General features: G+C 72.6%; 17 protein-coding genes. 4 read left to right on the top strand and 13 right to left on the bottom strand.

Annotated elements, in window-relative coordinates; genetic code table 11:
• Window positions 1-88: 88 nt before the first annotated feature.
• The 7 genes from AB0I11_RS32675 to AB0I11_RS32645 form a co-directional block, all read right to left on the bottom strand.
• Window positions 89-1,909 carry a hypothetical protein gene (locus tag AB0I11_RS32675; protein WP_357329503.1) on the bottom strand — a complete coding sequence of 607 codons (1,821 nt, stop codon included), beginning with the start codon at window positions 1,907-1,909 and terminating at the stop codon, window positions 89-91.
• 165 nt (window positions 1,910-2,074) lie between these two features.
• Window positions 2,075-3,520, bottom strand: coding sequence for a phage major capsid protein (locus tag AB0I11_RS32670; RefSeq protein ID WP_357329501.1), 1,446 nt, complete (start codon window positions 3,518-3,520; stop codon window positions 2,075-2,077).
• Between the two features lie 173 nt (window positions 3,521-3,693).
• Window positions 3,694-3,933, bottom strand: a complete 240-nt coding sequence (locus tag AB0I11_RS32665) for a hypothetical protein (protein ID WP_357329499.1) — start codon at window positions 3,931-3,933, stop codon at window positions 3,694-3,696.
• Between the two features lie 363 nt (window positions 3,934-4,296).
• Window positions 4,297-4,509 carry a hypothetical protein gene (locus tag AB0I11_RS32660; protein WP_357329497.1) on the bottom strand — a complete coding sequence of 71 codons (213 nt, stop codon included), beginning with the start codon at window positions 4,507-4,509 and terminating at the stop codon, window positions 4,297-4,299.
• On the bottom strand, window positions 4,506-5,777 hold the full coding sequence (locus AB0I11_RS32655) for a DUF3631 domain-containing protein (protein ID WP_357329495.1): 1,272 nt from the start codon (window positions 5,775-5,777) through the stop codon (window positions 4,506-4,508). Before AB0I11_RS32655 ends, AB0I11_RS32660 begins: the two co-directional genes overlap by 4 nt.
• Window positions 5,774-6,151, bottom strand: coding sequence for a hypothetical protein (locus AB0I11_RS32650; RefSeq protein WP_357329493.1), 378 nt, complete (start codon window positions 6,149-6,151; stop codon window positions 5,774-5,776). The genes AB0I11_RS32655 and AB0I11_RS32650 overlap by 4 nt, the downstream gene beginning before the upstream one ends.
• On the bottom strand, window positions 6,151-6,339 hold the full coding sequence (locus tag AB0I11_RS32645; RefSeq protein WP_357329491.1) for a helix-turn-helix domain-containing protein: 189 nt from the start codon (window positions 6,337-6,339) through the stop codon (window positions 6,151-6,153). The genes AB0I11_RS32650 and AB0I11_RS32645 overlap by 1 nt, the downstream gene beginning before the upstream one ends.
• A 110-nt stretch (window positions 6,340-6,449) precedes the next feature.
• Here AB0I11_RS32645 and AB0I11_RS32640 point away from each other — a divergent pair, with 110 nt between their 5' ends.
• Window positions 6,450-6,956, top strand: coding sequence for a hypothetical protein (locus AB0I11_RS32640; RefSeq protein WP_357329489.1), 507 nt, complete (start codon window positions 6,450-6,452; stop codon window positions 6,954-6,956).
• Between the two features lie 2 nt (window positions 6,957-6,958).
• On the top strand, window positions 6,959-8,053 hold the full coding sequence (locus tag AB0I11_RS32635; protein WP_357329487.1) for a site-specific integrase: 1,095 nt from the start codon (window positions 6,959-6,961) through the stop codon (window positions 8,051-8,053).
• 42 nt (window positions 8,054-8,095) lie between these two features.
• Here AB0I11_RS32635 and metH read toward each other — a convergent pair whose 3' ends face one another.
• Window positions 8,096-11,611: a methionine synthase gene (metH, locus tag AB0I11_RS32630; RefSeq protein ID WP_357329485.1), complete on the bottom strand. Its 3,516-nt coding sequence runs from the start codon at window positions 11,609-11,611 to the stop codon at window positions 8,096-8,098.
• A gap of 219 nt (window positions 11,612-11,830) precedes the next feature.
• Here metH and AB0I11_RS32625 point away from each other — a divergent pair, with 219 nt between their 5' ends.
• Window positions 11,831-12,700, top strand: coding sequence for a PAC2 family protein (locus tag AB0I11_RS32625; RefSeq protein WP_151465579.1), 870 nt, complete (start codon window positions 11,831-11,833; stop codon window positions 12,698-12,700).
• 111 nt (window positions 12,701-12,811) lie between these two features.
• On the top strand, window positions 12,812-13,603 hold the full coding sequence (locus tag AB0I11_RS32620) for a GntR family transcriptional regulator (protein ID WP_357329483.1): 792 nt from the start codon (window positions 12,812-12,814) through the stop codon (window positions 13,601-13,603).
• 245 nt (window positions 13,604-13,848) lie between these two features.
• Here the strand turns inward: AB0I11_RS32620 and mshC are convergent, their stop codons facing one another.
• The 5 genes from mshC to AB0I11_RS32595 form a co-directional block, all read right to left on the bottom strand.
• The gene (mshC, locus tag AB0I11_RS32615; RefSeq protein ID WP_357329481.1) at window positions 13,849-15,087 is read right to left on the bottom strand and encodes a cysteine--1-D-myo-inosityl 2-amino-2-deoxy-alpha-D-glucopyranoside ligase; all 1,239 of its coding nucleotides are present in this window, start codon (window positions 15,085-15,087) and stop codon (window positions 13,849-13,851) included.
• Window positions 15,088-15,154: 67 nt separating this feature from the next.
• The gene (locus AB0I11_RS32610; protein ID WP_357329479.1) at window positions 15,155-15,973 is read right to left on the bottom strand and encodes an SCO1664 family protein; all 819 of its coding nucleotides are present in this window, start codon (window positions 15,971-15,973) and stop codon (window positions 15,155-15,157) included.
• The gene (locus AB0I11_RS32605) at window positions 15,970-16,554 is read right to left on the bottom strand and encodes a DUF3090 domain-containing protein (protein ID WP_357329477.1); all 585 of its coding nucleotides are present in this window, start codon (window positions 16,552-16,554) and stop codon (window positions 15,970-15,972) included. Before AB0I11_RS32605 ends, AB0I11_RS32610 begins: the two co-directional genes overlap by 4 nt.
• Window positions 16,551-16,823 carry a hypothetical protein gene (locus AB0I11_RS32600; RefSeq protein ID WP_357329475.1) on the bottom strand — a complete coding sequence of 91 codons (273 nt, stop codon included), beginning with the start codon at window positions 16,821-16,823 and terminating at the stop codon, window positions 16,551-16,553. Before AB0I11_RS32600 ends, AB0I11_RS32605 begins: the two co-directional genes overlap by 4 nt.
• Before the next feature lie 47 nt (window positions 16,824-16,870).
• Window positions 16,871-17,584: a histidine phosphatase family protein gene (locus tag AB0I11_RS32595; protein ID WP_357329473.1), complete on the bottom strand. Its 714-nt coding sequence runs from the start codon at window positions 17,582-17,584 to the stop codon at window positions 16,871-16,873.
• Between the last annotated feature and the right edge of the window lie 94 nt (window positions 17,585-17,678).

Genomic DNA, 17,678 nt, shown 5'->3' with positions numbered 1-17,678 from the left:
TGGGTGGCGGGCGGGAGGTGTGGGGCCAGTGCTGGGTTCTGTCGCTTCTGCCTACTCAGCCCCCCCCCCGCCGCGACGGGGTACTCGGTCAGTGCGTGCCCTTCGGTCTCGGTCCGGACGGTCCTGTCGGCTTCGGCGGGCCGCCCGGACGGGGCTGCCCGGGGCTCAACGCCGGGACCGTGGCGCCCTGCACCATGGCGGTGATCTGCTCGCCGGTGAGTATCCGGTGCTGGACCAGGGCGGCGGCCACAGCGGCGACGTCACTGCGCCGGCTCACCAGGATCGCTTCGGCGTCGCGCATGGCGGCGGGAATGGCGTCCATGCCGACCAGCTCGATCGCCTGCTGGGTGTCGTGGGTGGTGAGGGGCCCCCACAGGTGCCCGCCGCTGGCCATCCAGCCGGCGAGCGACACCACCGCGTCCGTGTGCGGGTCGCGGGCGGCCACCAGCGTCCCGCCGTAGCCCGGTCCCGCGTCCAGGTCGGCCCAGTCCACGAGGCAGCCGAGGACCACCGCGACGACGGCGTGCGCCGCCTCGTGCCAGGCCACCCAGCGCAGTTCCTCCGGTGACCACTGCGACACCTCGCCGGCAAGCCACCGGAGCTGCTGCTCGGGTGGCCACTGCGTCACGTCGGCGAGGTGTAGCCGCCAGGTGGCGTGGCTCTGGAGGATTTCGTCGCTGGCCAGGTTCACCTCCACCGACCGCTCGTAGGTGCCGGCGGCGGTGACGCTGGCCGCGTCTTCGACGGTCGCCTCGGACCCGTCGGGCCGAGACACCGTCACCCGGTTGCGTAGGAGCTGGTCGTCGTCGACGGGCTCAAGCGGCGGCGCGACCTGCCCGGCCGCGTAGTCCAGGGTGAGCGTCGTCGGCCGGTTGTAGCGGGCGTAGCGCGGCACGTAGGCCAGGCCGAAACCCTGCTCGTACAGCGCCCCCAGGTCCGCTTCCGCGCACTGCCGGTACAGGTCCAGGCCCGCGCCGGCCGGCTGCGGCCCCATCCGGCTCGACGCGTCGTCGGGCACGTTCGGCATGGATAGCCGGACGCCGTCCTCCGCGCACAACCTCGCCAGCCGGGTCGTCGCCGGCTCGCCGGCGTGCCCGCGCATCGCCTCGACATGCCCCACAATGGGCACGGACGGCTGCCACACGGCGATGTGCCCCAGCTGCGGCATGCCCTCGATCGAGCCGACGTCGGCGGACGTCCACTCCTTCACGTTGGGGGTGATCGACGTGACCCATCCGGGCGGGAACACCAGGTTCGGCGCGGCGATCGTGTGGACGATCCCGTACTCGAAACCGTCGATGTAGACGCGGGCGGCGAGTGCTCCCAGCACGGTCAGCGCGTTGACCTCCACGAAGTGCGGGCGCCCGTCGAACAGGTTCACCGGGTCGGTGGCGGTGCCGTACCCGGCCGTCCCCAGGCTGTCCTGCGCGGTGACGAACAGGCCGCCGCTGTCGGCCTGGATCTCCCAGTACGGGTAGGTGCCCTCGCTGACCGTCCAGCCAATGAACGTCGTCCCCGAGGCCTGCATGTCGCGCGGGAACACGGCCACGAACGCGACCCGCCACGACTGGGTGCCCGACGTGGGGCGTGGAGGCTGGCCCACCAGCACCCCACCCCGCGACCAGTCCGGCACCGGCAGCGACCCGGGAATACCCGACCCGGTAGCGAACTCCGGCAGCCCGGCGGCCGGCTCAGGCCGCCCACCGGAGCCGGGGATCTCGAACCGGGAGTACCCGTACGGTGCCATCGCCGCAACGCCGTCGACCGCGCTCGCCCCCGACGGGGCGCCGGGGCCGTCCTCCAGTGGCCAGTACGCGGTCGGTGCGAGGTTGGGAATCGCGCGGCGCAGCGGCGACCGGGCGGGCGCACCGCGGACAAGCCGCCGGGCGGGGTCTACGGGGAAAGTCATCTGCGTCCTCTTCTGCGATTGGTGGGGGGTGCGGCGTGGCGCGCAGGTCGCGTCACAGGGCCCGCAGATTGGGCCCTCCGCGCCTTCCTGTCCGTTGCCCCGGTGTGGATCCCCGAGATTGGGCACCGGCGGTGAGGTTGACGCGCCACGCCGCAAGATCAGGTGTCAGGCGGTGGTCGGGACGTCCAGCAGTCGGGCGGCCTGCGGCCGGACGACCTTCGCACCGGTCATCCGGTACAGCGTCATGTTCCGCTCACCCTTCGGCCGGGAGTTGGCGCCCAGCCGGGGGGTGATCTCTACGAACGAGCCGATCCGGTCGACCACCACGTACGCCCGCGACAGGTTGCCGTACACCATCACGTAGTTGCTGGCGGTCGCGGCCGCGTTGTAGCTGCCGTCCATGTTCGACGTCTCCCACACCCGCCGGCCGAGCAGCGACGGCGGGTTGGCCATCAGCTCCGGGAACTTGATGGCCCCGTTCGTGGTCTCGAACTGGCGGGCGGCGTTGACGATCGCGATGTTGGCGTACCACGCGGCGCCGTCGGAGAACCGCGGCGGAAGGGCGTTCTGCAGTGCGTAGATGTCGGCCGCGGTGAACGCCTCCGACACCGACGAGTTGATCTCGCTGGATGTGCCGACCAGACCGGTGATGAGGCCCTGCGGCGCGGTCGTGCCGTTGCCGGTGGTGAACGCGGTGGCCTCGAGCTGGTCGACGGCGTCCATGACGACCGGCTGGAGCTCGGCGACCAGGTCGCGGGTCGACCACGCCAGCTCGTACGAGTAGACGACGTTGGCGTCGGCGAGGAACAGCGGAATGTCCACCTCGGCCAGCGCCGGCGAGCCGTCCGCCGCCTCGGCCGCCTCCGTCTTCCACTCGGCGGTGGCCCCGGCGGACGTGACCACCCGGTGCTGGTTGGTGGCGGTCTGCACGACCCGGCTGTTGCGGCGGATCGGGTTGATCGACCCGTCAGAGGTGAGCAGGATCGACGGGTCCAGCGACAGCGGGATCAGCTCGCCGCCGACGTTGTTGCCGGTCGACATCGCCGAGCGCATCTCGTCGCCGAGCGCCCGCGCCCGCCGGTACGCCTCCGACTCCCGGCCATCCCAGGTCAGGTGCCCGCGCTGCGGGTCGGCGAGCAGCTTGCCGAACGCCCGCAGGTAGTCCGGGTCCCCGGCGGCCTCCGCCCACCGGGCGGCGTTGGACCGTTCGCCGGTGGTGCCGGTGCGCAGCAGCCGGTCCACCTTGTCGGCGCTGTGGGTGGGCAGCTCACCGGCCCGCTCCGCGGCCTCGACGAACCGCAGCGCCTTGTCCCGCTGCGGGCCGCGCCGGGCCTGGTCCCCGCCGTCCTGCCGGGCGCCGTCACCGCCGATCACGCTGCCGCCGGCGGCCAGGTCGGTCACCGCGTCGCGCATCTCCTCGTCCAGGCGCTCGACGTCAACCCGCGCCTTGGTCTGCCCGGCGGTCAGCCGCTCCCACCGCTCCTGCTGGCCGGCGGTCGGGGTGCCGTCACCGATCGCCCGGTCCAGCTCGCCCATGTCGGCCTCGATGCGGGACCGCTTCGCGCGCGCCTCGTCCAGCTCCGCGCGGATGATGCTGATGCTGCGTGCCATGTACTCACTTCTCCTCAGGAAGGCACGGTCAAGGGTTCTGCCGTTGCTCCCTGGGAGGCCCGAACGGGCGGCCCGGGTCGGATGCTCGCGCCGGTACTGGTCGACGGGGCGGGAGGCTTGCGCGGCCCGCGGCGCCGGCCCCGGGCGCGGCCCGGTGGCAGATCGATCATAGGTCACTCGGTGGTGTCGCCGAGCCGTTGCCCCGGCCGCCACGCGGCCAGTACCTCCAGGTACCGCTCACGGTCACCGAACGCCGCCGGGCCGAGCTGGTCGACCAGCCCGAGCAGCCACCCGGCCAGCGCCCACGGGTCCACGGTGGCCAGCACCGCGTCAGCGCCAGCCACGTCACCCCGAGCCATCGCCGACAGCACCGCGACCGCGGCTCCCGTCACGTCGTCGTGGTCACGCGTCACGCGTCACGCCTCCCGTCACGGCGCACCCGGGGCGCGGGGGTCGGACGCAAAACCGCAGGTCGCGACCCATCCGTCCCTATGGCGGGAATCTGTGTGCGGAACATCTGGGGCGTCACGCGTCACGCCCCAGCGTCACGGCGTCGCGGGGGGAGAAACGCCTGACGGAAGGCGATGGGTCAAGACTTGTGACGTTGCGTGACGTACCCGCCCCCCTGCCTGTAACGGGCGTCACCGCACGTCGTCTGGTGCTTCGTCGCATCAGGGCGATGGCGTGGTAGCTGCTGGCGACTGCGGCGTAGAGGTCGGCGACCAGGGCGTGCCATTGGTCGGTGGTGGGTGGGGCGGACTGGTGGGCTGGTGTGGTCATGGCGTCACGTCCGGGACGGCGGCGAGGCGGGGCCGGCCGGTGGTGCGGGGGCAGGGCACGTTGTGGACCTGGACGGGGTTCCACTCCCCCGAGGGTTCGATGTGGATGCCGAGGCCCCCGGCGCAGTCGGGGCAGGGCTTGATGTCGGCGAGGGCCGGGAGAAGCTCGTCGAGGTGGATCAGGTATCCGGTGCTCGTGATGGCGGTCATGCTGCGTCCAGTCCCTCACAGTTGATCGAATGGCAGAGCGACCCGTACGGCTCGCCACAGTCAGGGCATGTGTCCGCGACAGCCGCGACAGGAGTGACATCCCTGCTCAGAGGCGTCGCGGCTTGTCGCGGCGTCGCGGCTGTCGCTGTGTCCGATTCATCCCCGCGACGCGGTTGACCTGCAATGTCGCCTGTGTCGCGGCTGTCGCGGGGTGCGTACCTGTTCCATGCGTCGTGAAGATCGTCTTTCCGGTAGCCCTTCCGATTCGGGCCGCCCGGCTCCCGCACGTCGACCGGCTTGACCCGGTAGTCCCTCAGCAGCTTCGCAAGATCCGCCGAGGTGAGTGGACGGCCGAAGTAGTTGCTCCACGGCGCATCTTCGATCTTGTGCAGCCGCTCCAAGACCGTCGTGGTGTAGAGGTTCTGCGCACCCTCGAACACGTCCCGGAGATCGGCGAGGAGCCGGCGGGCGAGGGTGGCGTCTGTGCCGTCGGCGTCGGCCTCAGCGACCATCGCCCGGCAGGCCCGGCGGATCCGCTCCGGCCAGTCACCGCCGGCCAGGTCGGCGACCGCTACCAGGGGCTCCCAGGTGTCGGCGGCGCGGTCCTCTACGGGCATCTCCGGCTCGACCGTCGACAGCATGGTCAGGTTGGACGTGACCCAGTCCCTGATCCGGTTGCCGAGGTCCCGCAGCGCGGGTTCGTCGCGGCGGCGGCGGTACGGCGCCACCTTCTCGTGAGGCGCCCGGCGGCGCATCCTGGCGATGACGGACCGGTCCATGATGGTGTCCGGCATGTCACCGATCCCGGCCAGCACCGCCATGGAGAAGGTGGGGCACCGTTCTAGCGCTCGCGCCGCGGCGTCCCACCGGATGTACGGCCGGCTGCGCTGGTGACCGGCGTTGAGGATGCCCCGGAGGTCTTCGTTGTTGTCCGCGGCTTTCTTCCCGAACACCGTGTCGGCCTCGTCGAGCAGGAGCGTCGGCGGGTTGTCGCCGAGGGAGCGCACCAGCGCGGCGGGGGAGATGTTCACCGTGATCAACGGGGAGTGGCAGGTGGCCTCGATGATGTCGAGCAGCCGCGACTTACCGCACCGCTTCTCAGGAGAGAGGATCATCAGGCGGGTGGCGTGTTCCCACGCCGCGACCCCGTAGGTTGCCGCGATGTAGCACGTCACCGCGTCGGCGGTCTGGTCGCTGGGCAGGACGACGTAGCGGGTGATGGCGGCGCGTAGTTCGTCGAGCAGCTCGGCGCCGTCGGGTTCGCTCATGCGGCCAGCCGTCCGAACATCTCCCGCTCGGCCATCCCGAGGTCCATGCCGTTCTCCGAGGAGGCGTAGGCCTCCGGGGTGCGCTGCCGCTTGTCGAGGTCGATGGAGCGGCACAGCCACTGGATGACGGCCTTGGCGGTGTAAGGGCGTACGCCGGTCGCACGCACCACCTCGTCGGCGACGGCCTGCCACCCGGCGGCGTACCCGGCGGCCCAGCCCTCCGCGTACTGGTGCGCGTTCTCCCAGTCGGCCTGCTCGTGCCATGCCGCAGGAATGTCGCTCGCACGCGTAGACTGGCTACAGGTCTCGCCGGCCTGCTGAGCGGGCGCCCCGATTGCACCAGCCTCGGGGCGCCCGTTTTCTGTCGGCTGCATCAGGCCGCCGCCCGGCCGGCGTTGCGGGCCGCGTCGAGGTACGCCTGCACGTCCTCGCGGGCGTAGAGCACCTTCCGGCCGAGCTTGAAGCTCTTCGGCCCCTTCCGGATGTGGCGCCAGTAGCGGACGGTCTCCGGCGACGTGCGGCACAGATCCGCGACTTCCTGTGTGGTCAGGTACTCCGGCATGACGGGTGGAACCTCTCTGAAGGTGGGTATCACCGTTGGCACATGTTGTACCCCGCTTGACGGGGGTACCGCAAGTGCGTAACCTCCGTGTCATGGCCGACCGTTGGAAAGTGGTGATTGAGCCACCGCCGGACGCCCCGGAGGGCGTGCCGTGGATCCCGTACGGGCCGGCCGGCGACCGGCTGCCCGAACGGTTCGTCGCGCTGGTGGAGTACGAAACCCAGCCGCTGCGCGCCCGCATCGCCGCGTCCTTCAACGGCGCGGAGCGCGTCCGGGCCGACGTGGTGTCGGTGGAGCGCACCGACGGCGCGTCGGTGTCACCGGAGGACCTGACGACGCTCCAGCTCGGCGCGGTGATGTCCTCCGTGGTGTGGCAGGCCACGAGGCGCGGTAAGGGCGTCGCCGAGCAGTGGGGACGCAGCCGGACCGGCCCGCTCGACGATGCGGAGGTGCTGACCCTGGCGCGGATGTACTGGTTCGAGTACGTGTCGTGGGGCAAGCCGCGGCTGGCCATCATGGCCGCGTTCAAGCTGCCGCGGTCGACTGCGAACCGGTGGATCCGCAAGGCACGCGAGGTGCACGGCCTGCCGGGCGCACACGCCGACGAGGAGGCGTAGCCGTGGCCAGCATCCAGAAGCGCCCCGACGGCCGGTACCGCGTCCGCTGGCGGGACCCCGAGGGTAGGGAGCGGGCAAAGCACTTCGCCCGCAAGGTGGACGCCGAGCGATGGCGGGCGACGGTCACAGCCGACATGGTGCGCGGCGCCTATGTCGACCCGCAGGCGGGCCGCGTGACGTTCCGGGACTTCGCCGAGCAGTGGCGCACGGCGCAGCCGGCCCGACCGAACACGGCAGCCCGTCACCAGTCCACCCTCGAGCGGCACGTCTACCCGGCGATCGGTGGGCTGGCACTCGCGGCCGTCAGACCGTCGCAAGTGCAGGCCATGGTGTCCGGCTGGTCGCTGGCGGCCGGGTCGGTGCGTACCGTGTTCTCGACGGTCCGGGCGGTGTTCTCCGCCGCCGTCAGGGACCGGGCGATCGGGCTGGACCCGTGCAAGGGCGTGAAGCTGCCGGCGGTCGAGCGGAAGCGGATCACGCCGCTCACGGTCGAGCAGGTGGAGGCGATCGCCGACGCGGTGCCGGCGGAGTACCGGGCCCTGGTCGTGCTCGCGGCCGGGACCGGCTTGCGGCAGGGCGAGGCGTTCGGCGTCCAGCTCGGCGACGTCGACTGGCTGCGCCGCAGCCTGGCGGTGCAGCGGCAGGTGCAGCCCGGTCCGGTGGTCGGCCCGTTGAAGAACCGGGCAGCGTACCGGGTGATCCCGCTCGGCGACGTCGTGCTGGCCGAGCTCGCCGAGCACCTACGCCAGTGGCCAGCCGGGAGTCCGCAGAGCTTCGTCTTCCGCTACGGCGACGGACCGTGCACCCGCAACACCTTCAACGCCTCAGTCTGGCGGCCGGCAGTGAAGCGGGCCGGCCTGGCCGGCGTCGGGATGCACGATCTACGCCACGCGTACGCGAGCCTGTTGATCGCGGCGGGCCAGTCGGTGAAGGTCGTCAGCGACCGACTCGGGCACAGCAACGCGGCCATGACGCTGAACGTCTACAGCCACCTCTTCCCCGCCGACGAGGACCGCACCCGGCAGGCCGTAGACGACGCGTTCCGGCGCAAGATCATTCCTGGTGCGGACCGTACGCGGACTGCGGAGGGATCATGATGACGGAATCGCAGGTCAGACGGCCCGCAAGGGCTCCCCCGGCTATTTGGCGTTGAAGTAGCTCGCCTCCGGGTGGTGCACCACGATGGCGTCGGTGGCCTGCTCCGGCACGAGCTGGAACTCCTCGGAGAGCTGCACCCCGATCCGCTCGGCGCCGAGCAGCTGGACGACCTTCGCCCGGTCCTCCAGGTCGGGACAGGCCGGGTAGCCGAACGCGTACCGGCAGCCGCGGTAGTCGGTGCCCAGCAGGCCGGCCAGGTCCGCCGGGTCCTGGTCGGCCACGGTCCGCCCGCTCGGCAGGGTCAGCTCGGTGCGGATCCGCCGGTGCCAGTACTCCGCGAGGGCCTCGGTGAGCTGCACCGACAGGCCGTGCACCTCCAGGTAGTCGCGATACTCGTTGCCGGCGAACATCTTCGCCGTGTACTCGCTGATCGGCTGCCCGACCGTGACCAGCTGCAACGCCACCACGTCGAGCTGCTCGCCCTTGGGGCGGAAGAAGTCGGCCAGGCAGAGCCGCCGCTCCTGCCGCTGCCGGGGGAAGGAGAACCGGGCCCGCTCGCTGTGCCCGTTCTCGTCCAGCACCACCAGGTCGTTGCCCTCGGAGTAGGCCGGGAAGTAGCCGTACACCACCGCGGCCTCGAGGACCTTGTCGGCGATGAGGCGGTCCAGCCAGTAGCGCAACCGCGGTCGCCCCTCGGTCTCCACCAGTTCCTCGTACGACGGGCCCTGGCCGCCGCGCGCGCCGCGCAGCCCCCACTGGCCGAGGAAGGTGGCCCGCTCGTCGAGCAGCGCCGCGTAGTCGGCCAGCGGGATCCCCTTGACCACCCGGGTGCCGAAGAACGGCGGGGCCGGCACCTCCACGTCGACCGCCACGTCGGAGCGGACCGACGCGTCGTCCAGCTCGGGCAGCGCCTCGCGCACCATCGCCCGCTGCCGCTCCCGCCGCTCCCGCCGGGCGGCCAGGGCAGCCTCCCGCTCCGGGTCGATCACCGGCGCGCCGCCGCGCTTGGCCGTCATCACCCGGTCCATCAGGGAGAGCCCTTCGAACGCGTCCCGGGCGTAGTGCACCTGGCCGGGGAAGATCGACCGCAGGTCGTCCTCCACGTACGCCCGGGTCAGTGCCGCTCCCCCGAGCAGCACCGGCCAGCGCTCGGCGACCCCGCGCGCGGCCATCTCGGCCAGGTTCTCCTTCATGATGACCGTGCTCTTGACCAGCAGCCCGGACATGCCGATGGCGTCGGCGCGGTGCTCCTCGGCCGCGTCGAGGATCGCGTTGATCGGCTGCTTGATGCCGATGTTGACGACCTCGTAGCCGTTGTTGGACAGGATGATGTCGACCAGGTTCTTGCCGATGTCGTGCACGTCGCCCTTGACGGTGGCCAGCACGATCCGGCCCTTGCCGCCGTCGTCGGCCTTCTCCATGTGCGGCTCCAGGTAGGCCACCGCGGTCTTCATCACCTCGGCGGACTGGAGCACGAACGGCAGCTGCATCTGGCCGGAGCCGAACAGCTCGCCGACCACCTTCATGCCGTCGAGCAGCAGATCGTTGATGATGGACAGTGGCGCGCGTCCTTCGGCCATCGCGGTGTCCAGGTCGGCCTCCAGGCCGTTGCGCTCACCGTCGATGATGCGCCGCTTGAGCCGCTCCTCCAGCGGCAGCGCGGCCAGTTCCTCGGCCCGGGTGGCCCGCGCCGAGGCGGCGTCGACGCCCTCGAAGAGCTCGATGAAGCGCTGCACCGGGTCGTACCCCTCGCGGCGCCGGTCGTAGATCAGGTCGAGGGCGACCTCGCGCTGCTCGTCGGCGATCCGGGACATCGGCAGGATCTTGCTGGCGTGCACGATCGCCGAGGTCAGCCCGGCCTGCGCGCACTCGTGCAGGAAGACCGAGTTGAGCACCTGCCGGGCGGCCGGGTTCAGGCCGAACGAGACGTTGGAGATGCCGAGGGTGAAGTTGACCCCCGGGTAACGGGCGGCGATTTCCCGGATCGCCTCGATCGTCTCGATGCCGTCGCGGCGGGTCTCCTCCTGGCCGGTGGCGATCGGGAAGGTCAGCGCGTCGATGAGGATGTCCCCCCGGCGCAGCCCCCACCGGCCGGTCAGGTCGTCGATCAGCCGGCACGCCACGCGTACCTTCCAGTCCCGGGTGCGGGCCTGGCCCTCCTCGTCGATGAGCAGCGCCACCACCGCGGCGCCGTGCTCGGCGACCACCGGCATCACCCGGGCGTAGCGGGACTCGGGGCCGTCGCCGTCCTCGAAGTTGACCGAGTTGACCACGCAGCGCCCGCCGAGCATCTCCAGCCCGGCCTCGATCACCGCCGGTTCGGTGGAGTCCAGCACGATCGGCAGCGTGGAGGCGGTGGCGAACCGGCCGGCCAGCTCGCGCATGTCCTGGGCGCCGTCGCGGCCCACGTAGTCGACGCAGAGGTCGAGCAGGTGCGAGCCGTCGCGGGCCTGGCCCCGGGCGAGCTCCACGCAGGCCTGCCAGTCGCCGGCGAGCATCGCATCCCGGAACGCCCTCGAGCCGTTGGCGTTGGTCCGCTCCCCCACCATCAGGATGCTGGCGTCCTGGGCGAACGGCACGTGATGGTAGATCGACGAGACGCCCGGCTCCGGCTGCGGCTGCCGGGCCACCGGCCGGGTGCCGCGCAGCCGCTCGACCAGCACCCGGATGTGCTCCGGGGTGGTGCCGCAGCAGCCGCCGACGAGCGCCACGCCGTAGTCGGTGACGAACTGTTCCAGGGCGTCGGCCAGTTCCACCGGGGTGAGCGGGAAGTACGCCCCGTCGGCGGTGAGCACCGGCAGGCCGGCGTTGGGCATCACCGACACCGGGATGCGGGAGTGCTGGGACAGGTAGCGCAGGTGCTCGCCCATCTCGGCCGGGCCGGTGGAGCAGTTCAGGCCGATCAGGTCGACGCCGAGCGGCTCGATGGCGGTCAGCGCCGCGCCGATCTCGCTGCCCAGCAGCATGGTGCCGGTGGTCTCCACGGCGACCTGGCAGATGATCGGGACGTCCCGGCCCAGCTCGGCGCGGGCCCGCTTGGCGCCGATCACCGCCGCCTTGACCTGGAGCAGGTCCTGGCAGGTCTCGATGATCAGGGCGTCCGCCCCGCCCGCGATCAGCCCCGCCGCGTTCTCCTGGTACGCGTCGCGCAGCGTGGCGTAGCCGGCGTGCCCCAGGGTGGGCAGCTTGGTGCCCGGCCCCATCGAGCCGAGCACGAAGCGGGGCTGCTCCGGGGTGGCGTACGCGTCGGCGGCCGCCCGGGCCAGCCGGGCGCCGGCCTCGGAGAGCTCCCGGATCCGCTCGGCGATGCCGTACTCGGCGAGGTTGGGCAGGTTCGCGCCGAAGGTGTTGGTCTCCACGCAGTCCGCGCCGGCGGCCAGGTACGCCTCGTGCACGCCCTGAACCACGTCCGGCCGGGTGACGTTGAGGATCTCGTTGCAGCCCTCAAGGCCGTCGAAGTCGTCCAGGGTCAGGTCGGCGGCGTGGAGCATGGTCCCCATCGCGCCGTCGGCGATGAGGATCCGGTCGGCCAGCACATCGAGCAACGAAGTCCGCACAGGGCCAGGTTAGTGCGACGGGCCGCCGACGGGTGATCGCAACCAGCCGTTCCCACATACTGTCGGCGGGATCACCACGGCACGGTCAGCCGTTCGGTCCGCCGGGTCGGTCGGGCCGACCGGCGCGGCCGGCGGGCCGCATCTCCCGCCGGCACGTAGGCTGGCGGACGTGAAGCACATCAGGGACACCGCTCCCGGCGAGCAGGGTGAGGTGACGGCGTGACCGAGTTCGACGGGCTGCCGGTGCTGCGCTCCCCGGTCGCCATCGCGGCTTTCGAGGGCTGGAACGACGCGGCGGACGCCTCCACGGCGGCCGTGGAGCACCTGGAGCAGGTCTGGCAGGCGCGGCAGGTGGCCGAGCTGGACCCGGAGGACTTCTACGACTTCCAGGTGAGCCGGCCGACGATCACCATGGCCGACGGCGAGACCCGCCGGGTGGAGTGGCCCACCACCCGCTTCATGGTGGCCAGCCCGGAGGGCACCGAGCGGGACGTGGTGCTGATCCGGGGCATCGAGCCGAGCATGCGCTGGCGCACCTTCTGCGAGCAGGTGCTGGAGATCTGCCACAGCCTGGAGGTCGAGCGGGTGGTGCTGCTCGGCGCGCTGCTGGCCGACGTGCCGTACACCCGGCCGCTGCCGATCAGCGGCAGCGCCTCGGACGCGGACGCGGCGAAGCGCTACCAGCTCACCCCCACCCGCTACGACGGCCCGACCGGCATTGTCGGGGTGCTGCACGACGCCTGTACCCGTGCCGAGGTCGACGCCGTGTCGTTCTGGGTGCACGTGCCGCACTACGCCAACAACCCGCCCTGCCCGAAGGCCACCCTGGCCCTGCTGCACCGGGTCGAGGAGGTGCTCGACCTGCCGGTGCCGATGGCCGACCTGGCCGAGGAGGCCGCCGAGTGGGAGCAGCGGGTGCGCAGCGCGGCCGAACAGGACGCCGAGCTGGGCGAGTACGTCCGCGAGCTGGAGGAACGGGTCGGCGACGCGGGAATCACCCCGTTGACCGGCGACGAGATCGCCCAGGAGTTCGAGAAGTACCTGCGCCGTCGGGGCGGCTCCGCCGGTCCCACCGCCGGCTCCTGGTAGCTGTCCTGCCGAAGGCCGGGTCCTGCGGGGCCCGGCCTTCGGCGTGTCCGGGGTGGCGCCGTCACCGCCGCTACGGCATCCTAGGAACCTAGCTGTCAGGAGGAGGCGGGCATGCAGATCAACCCCGGTGCGGCCGAGTTCCCGCACCGCCAGATCGCCGCGCAGCTCAAGGCCCAGGTGCGCCGCGGCGACTGGGGCCCCGGCGAGCGGCTGCCGTCCATCCCGGCCATCGCCGAGATGTTCGGCGTGGCGAAGCAGACCGTCCAGCGCGCCGTCGACCAGCTGCGGGTCGAGGGCATCCTGATCACCAAGCCCGGCTCCGGTACGTACGTCCGGGGCACCCGCCGCCGCCTCAACCGGCTCTCCCGCGGCCGGTACGGCGGCTTCCGCGGCTACCACACCGACCTGGCCGCCCGGTACAAGCAGCAGCTCGTCTCCGTGGGCCGGGCCCCCGCCCCGCCCGAGGTGGCCGACGCGTTCGGGGTGGCCGACGGCAGCGAGCTGCTCTGCCGACGGCACCTGGTCCGCACCGACGAGTCGCCGGTCGAGGTCGGCGCCTCCTGGTTCCTGCCCGGCGACACCGCCGGGACCTCGCTGGAGCGGGCCGAGGCGTTCGGCCGCCCGCTCTACCAGGAGGCCGAGGAGGCCACCGGCCGGCGCTACGCCACGGCCACCGACACGATCAGCGCCCGCCAGCCCAGCCGGGAGGAGGCGGAGATCCTGCAGATCCGGCCCGACACCCCGGTGCTGCACCTGCTGCACGTCGCCTACGACGAGCGGCGCAAGCCGATCGAGGTCGCCCAGGCCACCTGGCCCGGCCCGATGACCACCCTCACCGAGGAGTACCGGATCCCGGCCCCGGCGCCCGAGCAGGACCCGGACCCGGGTCTCGTGCTCGGCTGAGCGCGCCGCCCTCACCGCTCACCCGGGCTGCGGCCGGGCGGGCCGGCAGGCGGCCCGGCCCCGACCGGAGGCGCCGAGCCGGCGGCCCAGCTTGACCGGAGGCGCCGAGCCGGCGGCCCGGCTTGACCGGATGCGCCGAGCCGGCGGTCCAGCTTGACCGGAGGCGCCGAGGCGGCGGCCCGGCACTGGCCGGGGGCGTTGCGGCGGGCCCCCGACCGGTGCCGGAAACGGTGCGCGGCCGCGCCTTACAGCCGGATGCCGAGGAGGGCGTCCACGGTGTCGGCGAAGAGCTTCGGGGCGGCGGAGTCGTCGCCGACGCCGGCCAGCGCCTGCTCGGCCCAGGCGTCGGCCACCGCGAGCGCGCCGGGGGTGTCCAGGTCGTCTGCCAGCCGGGCGCGTACGCCGGCGAGCAGCTCCGCCCCGGACGGCCCGGCCGGCGCGGCGGCGGCCCGCCGCCAGCGGTCCAGCCGCTGCTGCGCCGTGTCGAGCAGGTCGTCGGTCCACGAGCGGTCGGCGCGGTAGTGGCCGCTGATCAGGGCCAGCCGGACCGCCATCGGGTCCACCCGGTCGGCGCGCAGCCGGGAGACGAAGACCAGGTTGCCCCGGGACTTCGACATCTTCTCGCCGTCCAGGCCGATCATGCCGGCGTGCACGTAGTGGTCGGCGAAGGGCGCGCTGCCGGTGAGCCGCTCGGCGTGCGCAGCCGAGCACTCGTGGTGCGGGAAGAGCAGGTCGTTGCCGCCGCCCTGCACGTCGATCCGGTCGCCGAGCAGGTTCAGCGCGATCACCGCGCACTCGATGTGCCAGCCGGGCCGCCCCGGGCCCAGCTCACCGCCCGGCCAGGACGGCTCGTCCTCCCGGGCGCCCCGCCACAGCAGCGGGTCGAGCGGGTCGCGCTTGCCGGCCCGGTCCGGGTCGCCGCCGCGCTCCGGGAAGATCTCCAGCATCTCCTCCCGGGAGAGGTTGGACTCGTAGCCGAAGTCGGGGGCGGCGGAGACGTCGAAGTAGACGTCGCCGGTGCCGTCGTCGAGCCGGTACGCGGCGCCGTCCTTGAGCAGCACGAGGACCTTCTCGGCGATGTCCGGGATCGACTCCACCGCGCCGACGTAGTGCTCCGGCGGGATGATCCGCAGCGCCTCCATGTCCTCCCGGAACAGCGCCGTCTCCCGCATGGCCAGGACCTTCCAGTCCTCGCCGTCGCGCGCGGCCCGCTCCAGCAGCGGATCGTCGATGTCGGTGACGTTCTGCACGTACCGGACGGTCACGCCGGCGTCCCGCCACATCCGCTGCACCAGGTCAAAGGTGATCATGGTGGCGGCGTGGCCGAGGTGGGTGGCGTCGTACGGCGTGATGCCGCACACGTACATGGCGGCGTCCCCGTCCGGGCGACTGGGCTGGAGACCTTGCCGCGCCGAGTCGTACAACCGCAGTGGCTCGCCCCTGCCCGGCAGCCGTGGCACCTCGTGTCCCGTCCAAGACTCCATGACCATCAGCCTAACGAGCCATCAGGCGCTCGGGTGCCGAGCCACGGGTGATCAACGTGACAACGGTTCACATGGGCGGCCACGGCATGGCCGGCCACTCCTGCGGCGGCAGCGGAAAGCGACCGGTCTCGCGCAGCCGGTCCACCCGGGCCGCCACCTCGGCGATCTCGGAGAGCATCAGGTGCTCGGCCAACTCGTCACCGAGCGCGCCGGTGAGCTGCCCCGCCAGCCCGTCCAGCATCTCCACCGCGTCCGGCGGCAGCTGCCGGCCGGCCCAGCCCCACAGGACCGTACGCAGCTTCTCCTCCACGTGGAAGCAGACGCCGTGGTCGACGCCGTAGATCCGGTCGTCCGGACCGACGATGACGTGGCCGCCCTTGCGATCGGCGTTGTTGATCACCGCGTCGAGGACCGCGAGCCGGGCCAGCCGCGGGTCGTCGGCGTGCGCGAGGGCGTACGCGGCGCCGTCGTCGTCGCGGGCCGCGGCGACCGCGAGCCAGCGCGGCGGCACCGCCTCGGCCGGCACGAACCCGACCAGCGGTTCGGCGTCCTCCGGCTCGTCGATCCAGAGCTGGCAGGAGCCGGGCCCGAACGGGCCGTCACGCAGCACCGTCGGCGGCACCAGGTCCCAGCCGGTGGCCCGGGCGACCAGGTACGCGGCGACCTCCCGGCCGGCGAGCGTGCCGTCCGGAAAGTCCCAGAGCGGCCGCTCGCCGCGCACCGGCTTGTAGACGCAGCGGGCCGTCGCCCCGTCCAGGCTGAGGATGCCGCGCAGGGTCGTGTTGGAGGCGTCGACCAGCCGCCCCTCCAGGGTCAGCTCACCGTCGCTGAGCAGGCGCAACGCGTCGACGCCACCCTGTCGGGGCTGGAGTTCCGACGAGGTCACCGGTGGTAACCGTTGTGCCGGGGGCAGAGATGGCCCGCCGGATCCAACGGCTGGCCGCAGAGCGGGCAGGGCGGGCGGCCGGCGTTGACCACCCGGCGGGCCCGCTCGATGAACGCGCGGGTCGCCTCGGGGGTCAACCGCACCCGGAGCCGGTCGAGGTCCTCGTCCGGCTCCTCCGGCTCCTCGTCCTCCTCGTCGTCGTCGGAGGCCTCGCCCAGCTCGACCTCGACCTCCGCCTCACCGACCGCGATCGCCTCGATCACCACGGTGGCGGTGTCCACGTCGAAGGCCAGGCCCAGGGTGCCGACCCGGAACTCCTCGTCGACCGGGGTGTCCAGCGGGTCGTTGTCGCCGACGGCCGGCGGGAGCTCCGGCAGGTCCACGCCGAACCGGCGCTGCGCCTCGGAGAGCAGCTCCTCCAGCTTCTCGGCGAGCAGGGACACCTGGACCTTCTCCAGCGCGACGCTGACCAGCCGGCCACCGCCGCGCGCCTGCAGGAAGAACGTACGCTCCCCCGGCGGGCCGACGGTTCCGGCGACGAACCGCTCCGGCGGCTCGAAGGCGTGCACCTGGTGGGTCATACCCACGACCCTATCCGGAGCGTGGGAGCGTCGCGCAGCCCACCGACGCCGAATCCGCCCAGGGCGAACGCGCCGGCCCCGACCGCCCGGTGCACCCCGTTCCCGCCCGCACCCCAGGCCAACGCCGTCGCTCCCCCGGCCACGACGGCCGCGCCCCCGGCGACGATGGTCGCTTCCCGGGCCACGACGGCCGCTCCCTCGGCGACGACGGTCGCTTCCCGGGCCACGACGGCCGCTCCCTCGGCGACGACGGTCGCTTCCCGGGCCACGACGGCCGCTCCCCCGGCCACGACGGTCGTTCCCCGGGTCGGCCGGCTCACCGGGTCGCCCCCGCGCCGCCGCCCACCGCCGCGTCCGAGTCCGCCCGCCGCGTCGACCGCCCGCGCCGCCGGCGCGCCGGCGGCACCAGGCTGGACAGGTCGCCCCCGGTGTCATTGAGCCGGACCAGGAACGGGCGCAGCGGCGTGTAACGGATCGCGGTCACCGACGCCGGGTCCGCCACGATCCGCTGAAAAAGATCCAGATGTACGCCGAGCGCGTCCGCCACGATCGCCTTGATCACGTCGCCGTGGCTACACGCCAGCCAGACCGCCTCCGGCCCGTGCTCCGCGGTCACCCGGGCATCCCAGGCGCGTACCGCCGCGACCGCCCGCGCGGACATCGCCGCCATCGACTCCCCCTCCGGGAAGACGGCGGCGCTCGGGTGCTGCTGCACCACCGGCCAGAGCGGCTCCTTCGCCAGCTTCTTCAGCGGCTGCCCCTCCCAGGCGCCGTACCCGCACTCGATCAACCCTTCCTCCACCACCGGCTCGGCCTCGGGCAGCGCCAGCTCCAGGGTCTGCCGGCAGCGGATCAGCGGACTGGTCACCACCGCGCGGAGCGGCAGGCCCTTCAGCCGCTCCCCCACCGCCGTCGCCTGGGCCCGCCCGGTCTCGTCCAGCTCGACCGGTTGCCGGCCGGCCAGGCCCCCGTCGGCGTTGGCGGTGGTCCGGCCGTGTCGCAGAAGCAGAAGGGTCGCCACCCTGACCACCCTAGACGAGTAAGTCCTAATCCTGATCAGTGGTCGTAGGCGGTCAAAGATCGGGTGACGGGTTGGCCGGTAGCTCGGTTGTGCCAGATGGCGG

The sequence above is a fragment of the Micromonospora sp. NPDC050495 genome (assembly GCF_040655175.1).
GTDB lineage: Bacteria > Actinomycetota > Actinomycetes > Mycobacteriales > Micromonosporaceae > Micromonospora.
The sequence above is the reverse complement of the archived record's forward strand: the minus strand, read 5'-3'. Positions and strand labels throughout refer to the sequence as shown.

Coding starts and splice junctions, on each gene's coding strand:
- AB0I11_RS32675 (WP_357329503.1), bottom strand. CDS start 1,909: ATGACTTTCCCCGTAGACCCCGCCCGGCGGCTTGTCCGCGGTGCGCCC.
- AB0I11_RS32670 (WP_357329501.1), bottom strand. CDS start 3,520: ATGGCACGCAGCATCAGCATCATCCGCGCGGAGCTGGACGAGGCGCGC.
- AB0I11_RS32660 (WP_357329497.1), bottom strand. CDS start 4,509: ATGACCGCCATCACGAGCACCGGATACCTGATCCACCTCGACGAGCTT.
- AB0I11_RS32655 (WP_357329495.1), bottom strand. CDS start 5,777: ATGAGCGAACCCGACGGCGCCGAGCTGCTCGACGAACTACGCGCCGCC.
- AB0I11_RS32650 (WP_357329493.1), bottom strand. CDS start 6,151: ATGCAGCCGACAGAAAACGGGCGCCCCGAGGCTGGTGCAATCGGGGCG.
- AB0I11_RS32645 (WP_357329491.1), bottom strand. CDS start 6,339: ATGCCGGAGTACCTGACCACACAGGAAGTCGCGGATCTGTGCCGCACG.
- AB0I11_RS32620 (WP_357329483.1), top strand. CDS start 12,812: ATGCAGATCAACCCCGGTGCGGCCGAGTTCCCGCACCGCCAGATCGCC.
- mshC (WP_357329481.1), bottom strand. CDS start 15,087: ATGGAGTCTTGGACGGGACACGAGGTGCCACGGCTGCCGGGCAGGGGC.
- AB0I11_RS32605 (WP_357329477.1), bottom strand. CDS start 16,554: ATGACCCACCAGGTGCACGCCTTCGAGCCGCCGGAGCGGTTCGTCGCC.